Source organism: Escherichia sp. KTE172, assembly GCF_000408845.1.
GTDB classification, from domain to species: domain Bacteria; phylum Pseudomonadota; class Gammaproteobacteria; order Enterobacterales; family Enterobacteriaceae; genus Escherichia; species Escherichia coli.
Genome location: NZ_KE137316.1, coordinates 3,247,242 through 3,267,414, shown reverse-complemented (window position 1 = coordinate 3,267,414; position 20,173 = coordinate 3,247,242). Strand labels below are relative to the sequence as shown.

14 protein-coding genes are annotated in these 20,173 nt (G+C 53.0%); 5 read left to right on the top strand and 9 right to left on the bottom strand.

Translation table 11 applies throughout. From position 1 onward, the window contains the following. Window position 1: 1 nt before the first annotated feature. The 4 genes from G434_RS08510 to G434_RS08525 are packed head-to-tail and all read right to left on the bottom strand — an operon-like array spanning window position 2 to window position 4,608. Entirely contained in the window at window positions 2-880 is an 879-nt protein-coding gene (locus tag G434_RS08510; RefSeq protein WP_000204151.1) for a [formate-C-acetyltransferase]-activating enzyme, read from the bottom strand. Next, complete coding sequence (locus G434_RS08515) at window positions 846-3,143, bottom strand: formate C-acetyltransferase (RefSeq protein ID WP_000184828.1); 2,298 nt, start codon at window positions 3,141-3,143, stop codon at window positions 846-848. Before G434_RS08515 ends, G434_RS08510 begins: the two co-directional genes overlap by 35 nt. Before the next feature lie 50 nt (window positions 3,144-3,193). Then, window positions 3,194-3,514 carry a PTS fructose-like transporter subunit IIB gene (locus G434_RS08520; RefSeq protein ID WP_000161265.1) on the bottom strand — a complete coding sequence of 107 codons (321 nt, stop codon included), beginning with the start codon at window positions 3,512-3,514 and terminating at the stop codon, window positions 3,194-3,196. Window positions 3,515-3,528: 14 nt separating this feature from the next. Beyond that, window positions 3,529-4,608 (bottom strand): PTS fructose transporter subunit EIIC, encoded by a 1,080-nt coding sequence (locus G434_RS08525; RefSeq protein WP_001004446.1) that lies wholly within the window; start codon window positions 4,606-4,608, stop codon window positions 3,529-3,531. A gap of 308 nt (window positions 4,609-4,916) precedes the next feature. Here G434_RS08525 and ptsP point away from each other — a divergent pair, with 308 nt between their 5' ends. The 4 genes from ptsP to G434_RS08545 all read left to right on the top strand — a co-directional run bounded on the left by ptsP (window position 4,917) and on the right by G434_RS08545 (window position 10,154). After that, the gene (gene ptsP / locus G434_RS08530) at window positions 4,917-7,418 is read left to right on the top strand and encodes a phosphoenolpyruvate--protein phosphotransferase (protein WP_001174088.1); all 2,502 of its coding nucleotides are present in this window, start codon (window positions 4,917-4,919) and stop codon (window positions 7,416-7,418) included. Window positions 7,419-7,429: 11 nt separating this feature from the next. Then, entirely contained in the window at window positions 7,430-8,092 is a 663-nt protein-coding gene (gene fsa / locus G434_RS08535; RefSeq protein ID WP_000424838.1) for a fructose-6-phosphate aldolase, read from the top strand. Window positions 8,093-8,102: 10 nt separating this feature from the next. Continuing rightward, entirely contained in the window at window positions 8,103-9,206 is a 1,104-nt protein-coding gene (gene gldA / locus G434_RS08540) for a bifunctional L-1,2-propanediol dehydrogenase/glycerol dehydrogenase (protein ID WP_000373992.1), read from the top strand. A 330-nt stretch (window positions 9,207-9,536) separates the two neighbouring features. After that, window positions 9,537-10,154, top strand: coding sequence for a DUF1287 domain-containing protein (locus G434_RS08545; protein ID WP_000647907.1), 618 nt, complete (start codon window positions 9,537-9,539; stop codon window positions 10,152-10,154). A 26-nt stretch (window positions 10,155-10,180) separates the two neighbouring features. On the opposite strand, the gene yijE is transcribed toward G434_RS08545, so the two are convergent. From yijE to G434_RS08565, 4 genes are all read right to left on the bottom strand, one after another. After that, window positions 10,181-11,086, bottom strand: coding sequence for a cystine transporter YijE (gene yijE / locus G434_RS08550; protein ID WP_001306638.1), 906 nt, complete (start codon window positions 11,084-11,086; stop codon window positions 10,181-10,183). Window positions 11,087-11,178: 92 nt separating this feature from the next. Next, on the bottom strand, window positions 11,179-13,359 hold the full coding sequence (katG, locus tag G434_RS08555; RefSeq protein WP_001296626.1) for a catalase/peroxidase HPI: 2,181 nt from the start codon (window positions 13,357-13,359) through the stop codon (window positions 11,179-11,181). A 328-nt stretch (window positions 13,360-13,687) separates the two neighbouring features. Beyond that, window positions 13,688-14,578, bottom strand: a complete 891-nt coding sequence (gene metF, locus G434_RS08560) for a methylenetetrahydrofolate reductase (protein WP_000007512.1) — start codon at window positions 14,576-14,578, stop codon at window positions 13,688-13,690. Between the two features lie 381 nt (window positions 14,579-14,959). Beyond that, window positions 14,960-16,513, bottom strand: a complete 1,554-nt coding sequence (locus G434_RS08565; protein WP_000694079.1) for a bifunctional metallophosphatase/5'-nucleotidase — start codon at window positions 16,511-16,513, stop codon at window positions 14,960-14,962. 132 nt (window positions 16,514-16,645) lie between these two features. On the opposite strand from G434_RS08565, the gene G434_RS08570 reads away from it, so the two are divergent. After that, window positions 16,646-17,776: a hypothetical protein gene (locus tag G434_RS08570; protein WP_001309893.1), complete on the top strand. Its 1,131-nt coding sequence runs from the start codon at window positions 16,646-16,648 to the stop codon at window positions 17,774-17,776. Here the strand turns inward: G434_RS08570 and metL are convergent. After that, complete coding sequence (metL, locus tag G434_RS08575) at window positions 17,740-20,172, bottom strand: bifunctional aspartate kinase/homoserine dehydrogenase II (protein WP_000110750.1); 2,433 nt, start codon at window positions 20,170-20,172, stop codon at window positions 17,740-17,742. The genes G434_RS08570 and metL overlap by 37 nt on opposite strands. Window position 20,173: the final 1 nt, after the last annotated feature.

Below are 20,173 nucleotides of genomic sequence, written 5' to 3'. Positions count from 1 at the left end.
TTTAACCTCCCACGGTAACCTGAAATCCGGCCCGTTCTGCCATTTCGCGCATCGTTGTCACATCGGCTGACGACGGCGCAGCAACATCTTTCATCGACCATGTTTTCCCCAGCAGGCGGTATTTCGGTTCGCCGTACTGATGAAACGGTAACAGATGGATCTGCCTGATATTCAGCGGGATCAGTACATCCAGCGCCTGCTGCATATTCTCCCGGCTGAGTGTGAAACCAGGGATCAGCGGTAAACGCGGGATCACGTTGACACCCTCACTCACCAGCAAACGCAAATTCTCCAGCACGCGTGGCAGGTTCATCTTCACCACATCCCGCGCCTGAGTCACATCCATAATTTTTAAATCGAACAACACTTCATCGCACAATTTCGCCAGCGGTAACAACTTGCTGGTTGGCGCGTCTCCGGCAGTTTCAATGGCGCATGACACCCCCCAAAGCCGAAGTCGCTGTAAAAAACGGGTAGCAAACTCCGCCTGCATTAACACTTCGCCGCCAGAAAGCGTGACGCCGCCGCCGGACGTGCGAAAGAAAATGTCATCTTTCATCACTTCCCGTTCTAGCGCGTCAAGGCTGATATCGCGACCAATCCGTTCAAACGCCCCGGACGGGCATTCATCCGCATCACGCAAACATTTCGCACAGTGCAGACATTTCGCCTCTCTGCGTACCGTCTGGATTTTGCCGGAGATCGACTCCGGATTAGCACACCACGGGCAAAGATGCGGACAGCCTTTAAAAAAGACCACCGTACGAATGCCCTCGCCGTCATTCAGTGAATAACGCTGAATGTTGAAAATGCGCGCCACATCATTGCGGCGCGTTTCCACAACGTTACAGCTGATGCGCTGTCCGGCGGATGATGTCATCCTGGATCTCCTTCGACAGTTCGACAAAGAAGGCGCTGTATCCGGCAACGCGCACCACCAGCCCGGCATAATCTTGTGGGCGCTGTTGCGCTTCCCGCAACGTGTCGGCGTTCACCACGTTAAACTGAATATGCTGCAACTTAAGCTGGGTAAACGCCCGTAAGAAGTCGGCCAGTTTGCGTAATCCCGCTTCACCTTCCAGGGTCGCCGGAGTGAATTTCACGTTCAGCAACGTACCGTTAGACAGCAGCGTATTATCGAGCTTACTGACTGACTTCAGTACCGCCGTTGGCCCTTGTGCGTCCTGACCCAGCATAGGTGACAAGCCGCCGTCTGCCAGTTGTTCCCCGGCAAAACGACCGTCTGGCGTCGCGCCAACCACCGATCCCAACGGGACGTGAGCAGAAACGGTATACGATCCCGGCGTGAAGTAGCCGCCGCGCGGGTTCTGGTATTTTTCCACTTCTTTGCAGTAGTGGCGTAACAGTTCGGCGCTGATGTTATCCACCTCGTCGATATCGTTACCGTATTTCTCGAAGCGGTTAATTAAGCGAGCACGGACTTTTTCGCCTTCTGGCGTTGCGAAGTTGGCTTTTAATACCGACAGCAATTCGTCAAAACTTAAACGCTGTTGCTCAAAAACCATACCTTTCAACGCATGGAGAGAATCGCTCAGGTTGGCGATACCGATCCCCTGTACGCCGGAGAAGTTATAACGCGCACCGCCATCGGTAATATCGCGGCCTTTTTCCAGACAATCGCTGATAAACGATGAGAGCAGCGGTACAGGTGCCCAGTCACGGTGACCGATATCGCAAATATTGCTGCCCTCAACCATCAGGGTGATGTAGTGGCTGATCTTGGCGCGGATCTGCTCCAGTAAACCTTCATAAGTCAGCGCAGCGTTGCCTTCATTTTCATGCAGGCAGATTTCCATCACTTTCAGCAGATTAAACATCGCGATGTCATGCAAGCCGTAGGTTCTGCCGGGAATAGATAATTCCACACAGCCCACTACGGAATAGTCGCGTGCATCTTCCAGCGAAACGCCACGGTTGAGGAACGCTGGCACCACCACTTCATCGTTAAAGATTTGCGGAATACCGGTGCCGAGGCGAATGGTTTCGGCGGTTTTCATCAGGAACGGCGTGTCGATCAAGGCGTTAGTGCGCACCCCCAGGTTCGGTTGCGGTAATTGCACACTTTGATAGGCGTCGAGACAGAGGAACGAAAGTACGTTCACCGCGCTACGTCCGTTCTCGGTTAACCCGCCGAGCAGTGCGGTATAGCCGGTCGGGAAACCGGCGAAATAACGCGCGCTACTGGTGGAGCGCAACAGCACGATGTCGTTGCATTTCACCCATAAAGATTCGAGCAGTTCTTTCAGGAACGCCGGATCTTCGCCCTGGGTTAATGATGCCTGATAGAACGGCAACATATACTGGTCGAAGCGCCCTAAAGACAGCGAACTGGCGTTGGATTCGTATTGCAGAATGATGTTCATGTACCAGAATAACTGGCACGCCTGCCAGAACGTCTGCGGCTTATGTTGCGCGTTATGGCGGGAGATCTCCGCAATAGTCAGCAGCTCTTCGCGACGCTGGGCATCTGTGCAGTTTGCCGCCATCGTTTCCGCCAGTTCGGCGTAACGCAAAATGTGTTTCTGCGAGGCTTCCAGCAGTAACAACGCGGCCTGATAAAAGTGATTCTCCGGCTGTTGCTGACAATGTTGCTGCATTTGCGCTACCAGCTCACCCAGCCCGTGATTCAGCAGGCGCGGGTAATCAATAATAATGTGCCCCTGGCCTTTATCCGTCTGGTTGATGCTGAAAATCTGCGTGCTGGTCGCGGCTTTTACTTCATCCGTCATCTGCCCGTTAATGAAATCTTTCATCGAACGTTTTTCCCAGTACGGGAACAACTCTTCACGGTAGATACGTTTATCTTCTTCGCTGATAGCAAAGCGGTCCTGCGGACGCGTCGGGAATTGATCCAGCTCTTTCAGCAGCCAGTAAGGGTCCATTTCCGGCGACATAATCCCGGCGCGCGGTTTTACGGTGCGGTTACCGGCAATCAGTTCTTCATCACGAATCGAAATTTCAACATGTTCAAGGATATACGCTGTTGCTTTCGCCCGGCGCAATATCACCGGTTCGCCTTCGGTTTGCCGATGGCTGGCGGTATAAAGCAGCGCACGCTCCAGCGAGATTTCACGGGTATTGGCAAACAGTGCAGTTTTGAGGCGAGAGATACGATTCGTCATGAGGAACTCCTGTGGGAAAGCGAACCCGCCCTTACGGGCGGGATAAGAACTTAAGCGGTTTGTGCCAGGTGAGCTTCAATTTTGCTCATAATGGCATCAGCGCGTTTTACCGCGTCGCTGATGTTGACGCGCACGATGGTCTTGCCAGCAAAACGCTCTTCAAACTTGATGCCGATATCTTTGGTCAGAATCACCATATCGGCGCTCGCCACGTCTTCCGCTGTCAGTTCATTTTCCAGACCAATTGACCCCTGGGTTTCTACTTTCACTTCCCAGCCTTTCGCTTTCGCGGCACTTTCCAGCGCCTCTGCCGCCATATAGGTATGGGCAACACCAGATGGACACGCGGTTACTGCAATAATTTTCGTCATGGCTCGTTCCTCAATTAATTAATTTCAAAATCCAAATCCAGGTCGTCTTCTTTTTCATCAGTCGAAGACCCATTTTTACGCGCCAGACTTTTCAGCACGTTCACGCAGACTGCCGTCACCACTGCTCCGACAGCCACTGCTGCGATATAACCCAGCTTGCCTTCAACCACCGGCAGCACAATCAGACCACCCCAGCCTGCATAGCACTGTGCACCGACCAGTGCCGCAGTTACCGCACCACAAACTGAACCGACCATGATGGAAGGAATAACACGCAGCGGATCGGCAGCGGCGAAAGGAATCGCCCCTTCAGTAACCCCAACGCACCCCATCACCAGCGCCGCTTTACCGGTTTCGCGCTCTTCTGCGGAGAAATTTTTACGACCAATCAGCGTCGCCAGCCCCATCCCCAGCGGCGGAATACAAATACCCACGGCAGCAATGGCCACCACGGTATAAACACCCTGAGCAACGCAAATCAGCATGAAGGCATAGGCCACTTTGTTAACCGGACCGCCCATATCGAACGCCAGCATCAGGCCCATGATCACCGCCAGCATAACAATGCTGCCCTGCTGCATCCCCTGAAGCCACTGAGTCAGGCTGTTGGTCAATGCCCCCACAGGCTCGCCCAGCCCCCACATCATGATGCCTGCGGTAATCAGTGTGCCGACGATAGGAATGATGAAGATTGGCATCACCGAGCGCAGAACTTTATGCACCGGAATTTTCTTCAGGTAATGCACCACGATGCCGCCGATAATCCCGGCGATCAGTGCACCAAAGAAGCCCGCACCAAAGCTGTTACCAACCCAGGCACCGATAGCGCACGGAGCCAGCGCAGAACGCTCTGCAATGGAGTAACCAATGTAAGCGGCGAGGAAAGGCACCATCAGCGTCAAACCCGCAACGCCGATATCAAACAGTTTTTTCAGATTCGGATCGGCTACGGCATCCGGCACTGCGCCTTTGCCATACAACATGACGGAAACCGCCAGCAAAATACCGCCCGATACCACGAAGGGAATCATGTGTGAAACGCCCGTCATTAAGTGCTGACGGGTATTTTTCAGGATCTGCACCAACTCATTCATAAGCTGCTCCCGGGCTTGCAAAAGCCCATGTCCATATTTTTGATGGAGGAAACAATAGGCAATCGCAGGCGGAGCAAACAGTGGATAAAAAGGCCATTTACTGGACTTTTGTAATATCAGTACAAAAATGCGATCCGCCTCATAACTTGCGATAACCCGGAAGCATGCCGCAGAACGGTGTCTTGTGAGACGCGTCGCAAATTGACGGTTACATTACATTTGTCCAGCTTTTGGCAGATTTGTCACATGGCAGGCCGTTGCCGTGCGCTCTTATCCTGTAAACAGAAAACCGTACCGGGAGAAAGGCAATGGCCCTGATTGTGGAATTTATTTGTGAGCTACCTAACGGCGTACATGCGCGTCCGGCAAGCCACGTTGAAACGCTGTGTAATACTTTTTCATCACAAATTGAGTGGCATAACCTGCGCACTGACCGCAAGGGCAACGCCAAAAGCGCCCTTGCGCTGATTGGCACCGACACGCTGGCGGGCGATAACTGCCAGTTACTGATTTCCGGGGCCGACGAACAGGAAGCGCACCAGCGTTTAAGCCAATGGCTGCGCGATGAATTCCCCCACTGCGATGCGCCGCTGGCGGAAGTTAAATCTGACGAACTGGAACCACTGCCGGTTTCACTGACCAATCTGAATCCGCAAATTATCCGCGCCCGCACCGTGTGCAGCGGTAGTGCAGGCGGCATTCTGACGCCGATCTCTTCTTTAGATCTCAATGCGCTGGGTAATCTTCCTGCTGCCAAAGGCGTTGACGCCGAGCAATCCGCGCTGGAAAACGGCCTGACACTGGTAATGAAAAACATTGAATTTCGTCTGCTGGATAGCGACGGTGCTACCAGCGCGATACTGGAAGCTCACCGATCCCTGGCTGGCGATACTTCTTTACGTCAGCACTTACTGGCAGGCGTCAGCGAGGGATTAAGCTGTGCCGAAGCGATTGTCGCCAGTGCACACCACTTCTGCGAAGAGTTCGCCCGTTCCAGCAGCAGCTACCTGCAAGAACGTGCCCTGGACGTACGCGACGTCTGCTTCCAGTTACTCCAGCAAATCTACGGTGAGCAACGCTTCCCGGCACCGGGCAAACTGACGCAGCCCGCCATTTGTATGGCTGATGAACTGACCCCCAGCCAGTTCCTCGAACTGGATAAAAATCACCTCAAAGGATTGTTGCTCAAAAGCGGCGGCACCACGTCACACACGGTGATCCTTGCCCGTTCGTTCAACATTCCGACGCTGGTTGGTGTGGATATTGATGCCCTCACTCCGTGGCAGCATCAAACGATTTATATCGACGGCAACGCTGGGGCGATTGTGGTTGAGCCAGGGGAAGCCGTAGCTCGTTATTATCAGCAGGAAGCCCGCGTACAGGACGCCCTGCGTGAGCAACAGCGTGTCTGGCTGACCCAACAAGCCCGTACCGCTGACGGTATCCGCATTGAAATTGCCGCTAACATCGCTCACTCCGTGGAAGCGCAGGCCGCATTCGGCAATGGTGCGGAAGGCGTTGGTTTATTCCGCACTGAAATGCTCTATATGGATCGCACCAGTGCACCGGGCGAAAGCGAGCTGTACAACATTTTTTGCCAGGCGCTGGAGTCCGCCAACGGACGCAGCATTATTGTGCGCACTATGGATATTGGCGGTGACAAACCCGTTGATTATCTGAACATTCCCGCAGAGGCAAACCCGTTCCTCGGTTATCGCGCCGTGCGTATTTATGAAGAGTACGCGTCGTTATTTACCACACAACTACGGTCGATTCTCCGTGCCTCCGCTCACGGCAGCCTGAAAATCATGATCCCGATGATCTCTTCAATGGAAGAGATCTTATGGGTGAAAGAAAAACTGGCGGAAGCCAAACAGCAACTGCGTAACGAACACATTCCGTTTGATGAGAAGATCCAGCTCGGCATCATGCTGGAAGTGCCGTCGGTGATGTTCATCATCGATCAATGCTGTGAAGAGATTGATTTCTTTAGTATTGGTAGTAATGACCTGACGCAATATCTGCTGGCAGTGGATCGCGATAACGCTAAGGTTACTCGTCACTATAACAGCCTGAATCCAGCATTCTTGCGGGCGCTCGATTACGCCGTGCAGGCGGTACATCGCCAGGGCAAATGGATTGGTCTGTGCGGTGAACTGGGAGCGAAAGGTTCCGTGCTGCCATTGCTGGTCGGTTTAGGGCTGGATGAGCTGAGCATGAGCGCACCATCAATTCCGGCGGCGAAAGCGCGAATGGCGCAACTTGATAGCCGTGAGTGCCGCAAGTTGCTCAACCAGGCAATGGCCTGCCGTACTTCGCTGGAAGTGGAACACCTGCTGGCGCAATTCCGCATGACCCAACAAGACGCACCGCTGGTCACCGCCGAGTGCATCACACTGGAAAGCGACTGGCGCAGCAAAGAAGAAGTGCTCAAAGGCATGACCGATAACCTGCTGCTGGCGGGCCGCTGCCGCTATCCGCGTAAACTGGAAGCCGACTTGTGGGCGCGCGAGGCCGTTTTCTCTACCGGTCTGGGCTTTAGTTTTGCCATTCCCCACAGCAAATCGGAACATATTGAGCAATCCACCATCAGCGTAGCGCGTCTGCAAGCGCCGGTGCGCTGGGGCGATGATGAAGCGCAATTCATCATTATGTTAACGCTGAACAAACACGCTGCGGGCGATCAGCACATGCGCATTTTCTCGCGCCTCGCTCGCCGCATCATGCACGAAGAATTCCGTAACGCGCTGGTTAACGCCGCCTCTGCCGACGCTATCGCCAGCCTGCTGCAACATGAACTGGAACTGTAAAAGGAAACATCATGGAACTGTATCTGGACACCGCTAACGTCGCAGAAGTCGAACGTCTGGCACGCATATTCCCGATTGCCGGGGTGACAACTAACCCGAGCATTATCGCTGCCAGCAAGGAGTCCATATGGGAAGTGCTGCCGCGTCTGCAAAAAGCGATTGGTGATGAGGGCATTCTGTTTGCTCAGACAATGAGCCGCGACGCGCAGGGGATGGTGGAAGAAGCGAAGCGCCTGCGCGACGCCATTCCGGGCATTGTGGTTAAAATCCCGGTGACTTCCGAAGGTCTGGCAGCAATTAAAATACTGAAAAAAGAGGGTATTACTACACTTGGCACCGCTGTATATAGCGCCGCACAAGGGTTATTAGCCGCACTGGCAGGGGCAAAATACGTTGCTCCGTATGTTAACCGCGTAGATGCCCAGGGCGGAGACGGCATTCGTACGGTTCAGGAGCTGCAAGCGCTGTTAGAAATGCACGCACCAGAAAGCATGGTGCTGGCGGCCAGCTTTAAAACGCCGCGTCAGGCGCTGGACTGTTTACTGGCAGGATGTGAATCCATCACCCTGCCCTTAGATGTAGCGCAACAAATGCTCAACACCCCTGCGGTAGAGTCAGCTATAGAGAAGTTCGAACACGACTGGAATGCCGCATTTGGCACTACTCATCTCTAAAGGAGCAATTATGGACCGCATTATTCAATCACCGGGTAAATACATCCAGGGCGCTGATGTGATTAATCGTCTGGGCGAATACCTGAAGCCGCTGGCAGAACGCTGGTTAGTGGTGGGTGACAAATTTGTTTTAGGTTTTGCTCAATCCACTGTCGAGAAAAGTTTTAAAGATGCTGGACTGGTAGTAGAAATTGCGCCGTTTGGCGGTGAATGTTCGCAAAATGAGATCGACCGTCTGCGTGGCATCGCGGAGACTGCGCAGTGTGGCGCAATTCTCGGTATCGGTGGCGGAAAAACCCTCGATACTGCCAAAGCACTGGCACATTTCATGGGTGTTCCGGTAGCGATCGCACCGACTATCGCCTCTACCGATGCACCGTGCAGCGCATTGTCTGTTATCTACACCGATGATGGTGAATTTGACCGCTATCTGATGTTGCCAAATAACCCGAATATGGTCATTGTCGACACCAAAATCGTCGCTGGCGCACCTGCACGTCTGTTAGCGGCGGGTATCGGCGATGCGCTGGCAACCTGGTTTGAAGCGCGTGCTTGCTCTCGTAGCGGCGCGACCACCATGGCGGGCGGCAAGTGCACCCAGGCGGCGCTGGCACTGGCTGAACTGTGCTACAACACCCTGCTGGAAGAAGGCGAAAAAGCGATGCTTGCCGCCGAACAGCATGTAGTGACTCCGGCGCTGGAGCGCGTGATTGAAGCGAACACCTATTTGAGCGGCGTGGGTTTTGAAAGCGGAGGTCTGGCTGCGGCGCACGCAGTACATAACGGCCTGACCGCTATTCCAGATGCGCATCACTATTATCACGGTGAAAAAGTGGCATTCGGTACGCTGACGCAGCTGGTTCTGGAAAACGCGCCGGTGGAGGAAATCGAAACCGTAGCTGCACTTAGCCATGCGGTAGGTTTGCCAATAACTCTCGCTCAACTGGATATTAAAGAAGATGTCCCGGCGAAAATGCGAATTGTGGCAGAAGCGGCATGTGCAGAAGGTGAAACCATCCACAACATGCCTGGCGGCGCGACGCCAGATCAGGTTTACGCTGCACTGCTGGTAGCCGACCAGTACGGTCAGCGTTTCCTGCAAGAGTGGGAATAACCTACTCCAAACTCCCGGCTTGTCCGGGAGTTTGAGAGTGCAGGCAAAGTGGCTCACTCGTCACTGCGGGCATGTTTTTCCCCCTCGCCCTTTCAGGGAGAGGGTCGGAGTGAGGGTAAATATTCGCCCCGGAGCTGGCCTGTTCCCCTCACCCTAACCCTCTCCCCAAAGGGGAGAGGGGACTGTTCGAGCACTTTTTATACGTTATCACCCGTCTGAAACTCACACGTTGTTCAGGAATTTTTTATCCGCTTCTGGACATTTTCTCTACAGAACAATCGTTAGCCCGGAAGGTCGAATCTGTGACTCTTATTTTCACGGACGAACCAGATGAAAGCTTCACTGGCGCTGGTCAGCCTGCTAACGGCGTTTACCAGCAACTCCTTAAAATCTCCGGCCGTTCCACCAACCGTGGTACAAATCCAGGCCAACACCAACCTTGCCATCGCAGACGGTGCCAGACAGCAAATCGGCAGCACGCTATTTTACGATCCGGCGTATGTGCAGCTTACCTATCCTGGCGGTGATGTCCCGCAAGAACGCGGCGTATGTTCCGATGTGGTGATCCGCGCCTTGCGCAGCCAGAAGGTCGATTTGCAGAAACTGGTTCACGAAGATATGGCGAAGAATTTTGCTGAGTACCCGCAAAAATGGCAGTTAAAGCGCCCGGACAGCAACATCGATCACCGTCGGGTGCCTAATCTGGAAACCTGGTTTAGCCGCCATGATAAAACACGCCCCACCAGCAAGAACCCCAGTGACTATCAAGCGGGCGATATTGTCTCCTGGCGACTGGATAACGGGCTGGCGCATATTGGGGTGGTGTCAGATGGCTTTGCCCGCGACGGTACGCCGCTGGTGATACATAACATTGGCGCAGGCGCGCAGGAAGAAGACGTGCTGTTTAGCTGGCGGATGGTGGGGCACTATCGGTATTTTGTTAAATAAGCGATCGCCCCACATGAAGAAAAAATTCAGATGTTTTTTACACTGACAGCTTCTTTTTTCTTACGGCTCACCAGCGCCAGTGCCAGCACAATCAGCACAATACCGCTACCTTCAACGGCCCCCGGATTCTCACCGAGCAACCACCAGGAAAAGAGTACGCCGCAAACGGGAACGGCCAGTGTGCTTAAGCTGGCAATACTGGCAGGCAAGTTTTTCAATACAAACAACCATAAGCTCCACGCCAGCGCCGTCGCCAGAATCGCACTGTAGGCCAGAGCCCAGAACACGGTGGGCTGCCAGTCAATTTCACGTTGTGGCACCAGTAAAGCGACCGCACTCATCACCAGCGCCGCATAAAGCATCTGCCAGGATGTTAACGACAATAAATCCACGCGTGGATGGCGGGCGTATAGGCGTTTCGCGACAATCGCGCTCGCCCCCCAACTAACACCGGAGAGGATTGCCAGCAGGGCACTTTTCATCGAAGAGAAATCGAGTTGCCACGGCTGCAACACCAAAAATAAGCCGAAAGCGGCAATCAGTATCGCGAAATATTGCCCACGTCGCAGGCGTTCACCGAGAAACAACGCGGCGAAAATCACCACCCAGAACGGCATGGTATAGCTCAGGATCGCCACCTTCCCCGCTCCTCCGCTAACCAGCGCCCACTGCGCCAGGCCAACCATCCCACAGGTTTGTAACAGGGCAATGGCTAAGGTGTATTTAAACGGTGTCGGGCGCATTCCGCGACCACGTAATAAAAGGACAATGAATAAAACGAGAGCGCCGAAAATGCAGCGTAAGGCGGTGAAGTCGAAGGCACCGATGTAGCTGGTGACTTGCTTCATGAAAATCCAGCTATAACTCCAGATAAGTGTGAGCACAACCAGGCCACTGATTGCCAGTGGGTTGCTCTTTCCTGCGGCAGACATGAGAGATCCAGTGTGTAGTTTTCCTGTGGACACTATACGCCGGTAAAGAAACTTCAGCGACTGCCATCAGGCAGTCGCTGAAGAAGGTCAGATTACAGCAGGTCGAAACGGTCGAGGTTCATCACTTTCACCCATGCCGCCACGAAGTCTTTAACAAACTTCTCGTGGGCATCGCTGCTGGCGTAAACTTCCGCCACCGCACGCAGGACAGAGTTAGAACCAAAGACCAGATCCGCACGGCTGGCAGTGTATTTCACTTCGCCGGTTTCGCGGTCACGGCCTTCGAACAGCTCTTTCGATTCGTCGGTCGCTTTCCACTCGTAACGCATATCCAGCAAGTTCACGAAGAAGTCATTACTCAATACACCAACGCGGTCAGTGAAGACGCCGTTTTTGCTGCCATCGAAGTTGGCACCCAGTACACGCATCCCGCCCACCAGCGCGGTCATTTCCGGCGCGGTCAGCGTCAGTTGCTGTGCTTTATCAATCAGCAGTGACTCGGTGGTAGAAACATCCAGACGAGCGCGGTAGTTACGGAAACCGTCAGCAATTGGCTCCAGCAGTTCGAACATTTCAATGTCAGTCTGATCCTGACGCGCATCAACGCGACCCGGCGCAAACGGTACATGAATGCTCAAACCTGCGGCGCTTGCGGCTTTCTCAACGCCAACCACACCTGCCAGCACGATGATATCCGCCAGCGAAGCTTTGCCAGACTCTTTCTGAATTTTCTCCAGAACTGGCAGAGCACGAACGGCTGCGGCGTTCACATCCCAGTCGCGCTGCGGCATTAATGCCAGACGTGCACCATTGGCACCACCACGTTTGTCGCCACCACGGAAGGTAGAAGCAGACGCCCAGGCCACCGATACCAGTTCGCTGACAGACAGACCAGAATCCGCAATCGCGAATTTCAGATCGATAATGTCCTGCTCGGTCGGGTTGTAGATCGGCTGCGGCAGCGGATCTTGCCAGATCAGATCTTCTTTCGGTACTTCCGGTCCGATGTAGCGAGATTTCGGCCCCATATCCCTGTGCGTCAGTTTGAACCAGGCACGGGCAAAGGCTTCGTTGAACGCCTGCGGATCGTTGAGGAAACGACGAGAGATCTTCTCGAACTCAGGATCAAAACGCAGCGTCAGGTCGGTCACCAGCATTGTCGGTTTACGTTTCTTCGACGGATCGAACGGATCCGGGATAATTTCCGGTGCGTCTACCGCTTCGAACTGGATTGCGCCAGCCGGACTGCGGGTCTGTACCCACTCATACTTGAACAGGTTCTCGAAGAAATAGTTGCTCCACTGGGTCGGCGTCTGGGTCCAGACTACTTCCAGACCAGAGGTAATGGCATCTGCGCCAACGCCGCTGCCGTAAGTGCTCGCCCAGCCTAAACCTTGTTCTTCAATCGGTGCAGCTTCTGGATCAGGACCTACGTTTGATGTCGGACCGGCACCGTGGGTTTTACCCAGCGTATGACCACCCGCAATCAGCGCCACGGTTTCTTCGTCGTTCATGCCCATGTTGCCGAAGGTCGCGCGGATAGCTGCTGCCGCAGAAAGCGGTTCGCCGCTGTGATCCGGGCCTTCCGGGTTAACGTAAATCAGGCCCATCTCGGTTGCGCCCAGCGGTGCTTTCGCCAGTGCTTCCGGATGACGGTGGGTCAGCCAGGCTTTTTCATCACCCCAGTTAACATCCAGATCCGGTTCCCAGACGTCTTCACGACCGGCACCAAAACCGAAGGTACGGAAGCCGGAGTTTTCCAGCGCCACGTTACCCGCGAGGATAAACAGGTCGGCCCAGGAGATTTTCTGACCATATTTCTGTTTGATTGGCCACAACAGGCGACGCGCTTTATCGAGGCTTACGTTATCCGGCCAGGAGTTCAGCGGTGCAAAACGTTGCTGACCACGACCCGCGCCGCCGCGCCCGTCGATTGAACGGTAAGTACCCGCGCCGTGCCAGGCCATACGAATAAACAGACCGGCGTAGCTGCCCCAGTCGGCAGGCCACCACGGCTGAGATTCTGTCAGCAGGGCTTTCAGATCTTTTTTCAGACCGTAGTAATCTAATTTGCTGAATTCTTTGCGGTAGTCAAAGTCCTCACCCAGCGGGTTAGAACGATTAGAATGTTGGTTTAACAGGTCAACACGGAGTTGATTTGGCCACCAGTCGCGCGTGGTTGTGCCCCCACCTGCGCTCTGGTCGTGACCGCCCTGATGGAACGGGCATTTGCCAGTGGCTGTCGTGTTATGGATATCGTCTGACGTGCTCATCAATGTGCTCCCCTCTACAGTGTTACCGTTACGATACACAGCGTTAGAGAGAAGTTATAATTGAATTAATCCACGGATGCGATAGTTGAGATCTTACATATTGTTGGTTAAAGAGATGTAGATCAAATTGATCGTAATTAAGCTTTTTTGATTATGTCCGAATTCGGACAAATGCTTTATAAAAAAGGGTTTTAGCTTTATATCCTTCAAGTAATGAGGGAGAAAACAAGGCTGACACCCTTATTTTCCCGCCCTCATTTCGAGGCAGCATTTTGTGCTCTGTTTAAAATTTGTGATCACTGTGTGATTTTCACAAAAGCCACACTATTTATAAACCAGGTCGAACACCCAGCGTATGGCAAATCGCGTAACTCATTTCAGCACGGTTAAGCGTATAGAAGTGGAAATCTTTCACTCCTTCACGGCTTAAAATCTTCACCATATCCATGGCGATATTCGCGCCCACCAGCTTGCGGGTTTCGGCATCATCATCAAGCCCGTCGAACATTTGTGCCATCCACGCCGGAATACGCACATTGGTCATGTCGGCAAATTTCTTCGCCTGTTTAAAGTTAGATACCGGCAAAATTCCCGGAATGATTTCCACATCAATGCCCGCCGAGACACAGCGGTCACGAAAACGCAGGTAGCTTTCGACATCAAAGAAGAACTGAGTAATCGCGCGGTTGGCTCCGGCATCGACTTTGCGTTTCAGATTAAGCAAATCCGCCTGAGCGCTTTTTGCTTCCGGGTGAACTTCCGGATACGCCGCCACGGAGATATCGAAATCTGCCACTTCTTTTAACAGCGTCACCAGGTCAGAAGCATACATTTCTGGCTTACCACTTCCCGGCGGCAGGTCACCACGCAGCGCCACGATATGACGAATACCGTTATTCCAGTAGTCACGTGCAATGGTGCGCAGCTCGTCGGGCGTCGCATCAATGCAAGTAAGATGCGGTGCCGCTTCCAGACCAGTGCGATCTTTAATGCCTTTAATAATGCTGTGCGTACGGTCGCGCTCGCCGGAGTTCGCGCCATAGGTCACCGACACAAACTTCGGTTTCAGGTTGCTAAGGCGATCGATGGAGTTCCACAGGGTCTGCTCCATTTCACTGGTACGCGGCGGGAAAAACTCGAACGAAACGTTAATCTGCCCCTGGACTTCTGCCAGACTCTGATTCAGGGCATCCCGCTGGCTGGCGTGAAAAAAGCTCATACCTTACCTCATCAATCGCTTGTAGTTATATGTTGTGTTGTGAACATCTATCCATTTAGACGTCCAGATGTAAAGATGAAGGAAAAGCCGAGGGGCGTCAACCGAAAAATGACCAATGATGGTGAGGAAAAATCAGGGAAGTTGAAAAAAACTCATCTTAATTAGAGGCGATAAAAGATTTCTCTATAGCGCAATCCACCTCGCACGTTTTGACTGATATTCTGACAACACAGCGACACCTGGGCTTATTCGAAAAACAACGTCCTGCCACCGGATGGTGATGCTAAGGCATCTGATTCGGCCTGCGCCCTCGCGTAGGCCGAATACTGGATCTGCAAAATCAACTGGTAACAAACAGATGAATCAACTCAATACGTACTTTTACTTGATATCTTTCACGCGCATACCGTTGATCTGTTCATCCGTGATGGTGTTACCCGCTTTGAAGTAATCAACCACGGCGTGATAAACGTAATAACCGCCCGTTGTGTTACGCGCTTTCCCTTCGGTAAAGGCGGTAAAACCATCTCCACCATCAGCAAGGAAACTCTGAGTAGCAATGTGGTAAATCGTCGCATCTTCAATGGGTTTGCCATTCAGAGCCAGCGTGATTACCCGCTGACCAACCGGCTTACTGCTGTCGTACTTCATTTCCAGGCCTTTCGATACCTGTAAAACGCCATTACTTAAACTTGCGCCGTGTTCCATCAAACTGCGTAATTGTTTACCTGTGAGATCCATCGTCACCAGTTCATTGGGGAACGGGAAGGTACTGATGACGCCGCCCATCGTAATCGCCCCTGCGGGGATCTCATTGCGAATACCACCAGAGTTGGTTAACGCCAATTGGGTGTTTTTACCCGCCGCTACCAGTAAAGCGTCCGCCGCCAGGTTCCCGAGGGAAGCCGATTCACCATAGGCACGTTTTAATTCAACCGGCGATTGCGCGACCGTTTGTTGCACCACTTCATCAAGCTTTTTATTCCAGCCGTCGATCACCTGTTTCGTTTGCGGATCGGGCTTCCACTCGTCGGCGTAAATGGTTTTAAGCTCGAAGTTTTTCACCGTAAAATCATGCGGCTTCTCTTTGTAGTCGAGGACCAGTTTGCCCACATCAATCCCGCCGCTGTCAGTGGAGAGGATGAGCGTATTGCCGACTTTAATCGGTTTCGGCGTACCCACATGCGCATGTCCGGTGATCAAAATATCCAGCCCTTTCACCTGACTTGCCGTCTGAATATCTTTATCCAGCGCGCGACGCACATCTGTGCCTCCCATACTGGACTGGCGGGCCGGAACACCTTCATGGATCAGGGCGACGGTCAAATCAACCTTGCCTTTAAGTTCATCGATATAACGTTGTAGCCATTTAATTTCATCACGCGCCTCAATACCCACTCGCGTTGCCGCAGATACCGTGTCATTAAAGGCAAATACACCGTGCAAACCTATAACGCCTATTTTCACACCGTCTTTTTCGATGATGGTATAGGGCTTATCCCAGAATGATTTACTGCTGTTCTGATAAAAAACATTGCCCTGCACAATAGGGAATTTTGCCTGACTCAACTGTAATAATGTGTTGTCCCAGCCGTGGTCAAATTCATGGTTGCCTATCGTGACGGCATCAAACGGCATAGTATTCATAATATCGATAATAGCCTTACCTTTGGTCAGGCTGCTGATATATGGCCCGGTAAAATAATCACCCGCATCAAAAAACCATGTCGCTTTATTTTTTGCTTTTTCTTGCTTAACCAGCGTAGTGATATTTGCCCAGCCACCAATATCCCGTTTACCGTCAGCGATCCACGGCACTTTATAAGGCTCGACATGCGCATGGAGGTCGTTGGTATAAATGATGGTGACATCTTTGGCGCAAGCCCAGAACGGCAATGTTAATGCGATACCCGCAGCAAGTATTTTAATTTTCATAAATAGTCCCTTTCAGTGATTTAAAGGATTGCTACATTACGTTCTGAAAGAGTTATTTATGTGAGAGTAATCACATCCACAGGGGAGCGTTGCCGGACAAAATCAACGACCTTGTGAAATCGTTGGTGATATATGTCGACTCTGTTTACGATTAATGCCTGCAAGTCGTTTGGTTGCCGTAATTTAGGGCAGCCAACATCGACAGATTATAGCTGGCCCGACTATCGACTGGGTTATCCGGCATTGCACTGTCGGGCATGCGGAAGTTACCCGCCGTTGTTTGACGAGCAACAATTTCGTGACTGGTTGACAGTTCACTTATCTACTTTTGCAACAGAGAAAGGCCATTTTTGCCCGGTATGTTATGGTACAGATACGATTTGTTATGGTCACAATCCACAGGGTTCGCAACGCATTCAATGCCGTAACTGCAAAAAAGTATGGACACCCAAACAATATCAGAAAGAAATAACGCCTCCTGAAATAATCGAAACGGTTGCTTTTCTCGTGCCATTTCAGGGAGTCAGCAGCGGGCAGAAACTGTATGTTTTAATCAGTTTTGATGCTCTTCGCGGTAATATTCTTCATCTTTCTACTAATTACACGCAGCATCAGGCTGGAGAAAGTCTGCATTATCGATACAGAGGGAATGCAGAACCAGAGTTACACGAGAGTAATATTGTACAACGCGTTGATATGCGCGAAGCACAATTTCTACGCCGCAGTCAGTTTGATGAAATTCAGTATGGCAGCGCAGCGCTCAAACGCAATGCTAAAGGTGTTATTCTGCGTCCGGTTATCACAGCGCACGGGCATTTCAGAGTACTGAATATTCTCTTCCCTACAGTAAAAACACATGTAATTTCACACGAGTGTTTTTTAAGAGGTGCCATTATTACGGCATGGGCTGATCTGTTTCGCCAACAGCAAGGTGAGATTTGGTTTATTGAAGAGGAAATAGCTGACGATACCGATAATATGCCCTGGCGTTTTCAGGGAACAACTTATCACGGCTGGTGGAAAAATCAGTGGCAACTCTGGGTTCAGGGAAAAAATCGTAAAATGGTATGTGCATTAACGGGCGGAAAGAGTAGCAAAGCCCAAATGCTCTCTTTAGCAACCAGCAGACATTTTATCGACTGGCTACATAAACAGACAGAATTTACGCACAGCGCCCCGCTTTCCGCAGGGCGCGTTACGCAAATACTGCTTTCTCTGACTCAGGATTACAACAACTGCGCCAGCCGGTTAATATCCGACTGAATCGCCCCTGCGGTGACGTCGCGCCCCGCGCCAGGCCCACGGATCACCAGAGGGTTATCGCGATACCAGCGGCTTTCGATGGCAAAGACGTTATCGCACGGCAGCAGTGATGCCAGCGGATGGTCTTCACGCACCGCTTCCACGCCCACACGCGCTTTGCCATTGGCATCGAAACGCGCCACGTAGCGCAGCACCAGCCCCATTTCGCGGGCCGCTTCCAGCCGTTGCACCATCTGCTCGTTAAGTTCATCGCCGTTTTCAAAGAAATGGTCGATGCTACCGCCTTCGCAATGGGCAGGCACCAGCGATTCCACGCGCACCTGATCTGGTTCGATGTCGTAACCCGCTTCACGCGCCAGAATCACCAGCTTGCGCATCACGTCTTTGCCGGAAAGGTCATCACGCGGATCAGGCTCGGTTAAGCCCTGCTGCCACGCCTGATCCACCAGCTCGGTAAACGGCACGCTACCGTCGAATTGCAGGAACAGCCAGGAGAGCGTGCCAGAGAAGATCCCGCTGATCGACAAAATAGTATCGCCGCTGTCGATCAGATCGCGCACGGTGTGGTTGATCGGCAAGCCCGCACCGACAGTGGCATTGTACAGCCAGTGACGCCCGGTTTTTTCGAAGGCGTCGTGGATCTGGCGATATTTATTGCTGTCGCTGGCTCCTGCCAGTTTGTTGGCACTGATGACGTGGAAACCGTGGCTGGCAAAATCGAGATACTGATCAGCAAGCAGCTGGCTGGCGGTAACGTCCAACACCACTAAATCATCATACGGATGGGCGCGCATCCACAGGAACAGCGACTCTTCATCCTGCTCGACCGCTTCATCGTTGAAGAAGGCTAACGCGCGGCTGGCGTCCAGCCCGTCATAGCTCAACAGGCTGCGGCGGCTGTCCACCACGCCTGCCAGCACAAATTCAAAGCCGGTACGCGCCGAAAGCGTGCTCTGCTCACGGGCGAACAGTTCCAGCCAGCGGGAACCGATATTGCCCTTGCCGAACAATACCAGGCCGATGCGTTTTTCCGCGCGAAAGACGGACTGATGCAGACCCTGAATCAGGCTTTCGGTCGGCCCGGTGCGCAGTACTGCCACCAGGCTGATGCCGTCATCCGACTGCCAGGTAAATTCGACCGGCTGGCCTTTCAGTTGCTGCCAGAAGCGGTGGCAATGTAGCGGGTTACGGGTGACGCCTGCACCAACCATCGCCACCAGCGCCAGCCCCTGACGCAGACGCAGTTCGCCAGGTAATCCCGCTTCGTCGAGGATTTTCAGCGCACTGTCGGCCACTTCTGAGGTGTAGCAAAATTGCAGCAACTGGCGATCGTTATGCACGCCAACCGCCAGTGGGCGCACCTGAGCACGTTTCAGGATCTGGTCGATCTCTTTATGCGCCAGTTTGAAATCCTGGCTGGCGGGCACCTGAAACTCAATCAAGCAGACATCATCATGGCTGGTGACAATACGCGCACCAGTACCGGAGGCCAGCACGCGTTCAATGCGCGTGGAACCTTGATCCGGCGTGTAGCTACAGCGCAGTTGCAGGTCGATTTCGCTGCCAGAAACTGGCTGTAAAGTACGGGCGTGAAGAACGGGAGCCGCCAGACGCGCCAGTTCGCTGGCCTCATCCAGACGCAGCAATGGCAGCAGACAGGCATCTTTCACTTTACGCGGGTCGGCACTGTATACCCCGGCGACGTCGCTCCAGATGGTTACACGAGAAACACCCGCCAGCGCACCGATTTGTGTCGCGGAATAGTCGGAACCGTTACGCCCCAGCAGCACCGTTTCACCGGCGTTGTTACGGCTGATAAACCCGGTCACCACCAGACGTTTGCCTGGATGTTGTACCAGTAGCTGTTGCAGCAACGGGTAAGAAAGCCCTTCATCAACCTGCGGTTGCGCAGCGCGTTCAGCGCGTAAAAACTCGCGGGCATCAAGCCAGGCCGCTGACAGCCCTTGTTGATTAAGCACCGCAGACATCAGGCGCGCCGACCACACTTCGCCGTGGCCCACCACTTCCGCATACACCGCGTCGTTAATACCGCTGTCGAGCAGCGCCGCCAGGCGCTCAAGATCGCTGATAAAGGCACTAATGAGGCTATCGGCTTCTTCGGCGGGTAGCAGGCCGCTAATCAGATCGCACTGATAGCGACGCAGCGTTTGTTGAATCTGATGCGCAGAGAGACGATCGGTCTGGCTTAGTTTCAACCAGTTAATCAGCTGGTTAGTGGTGCTACCGGCGGCGGAAACCACCATCATATCGTCAGGCTGAGAGTACTCCGCCATAATGCCCGCGACACGCAAATAACACTTCACATCAGCCAGACTACTGCCACCAAATTTATGCAGTTGACGACCTTTCGCCCCTGCCTGCGCAATCACACTCATT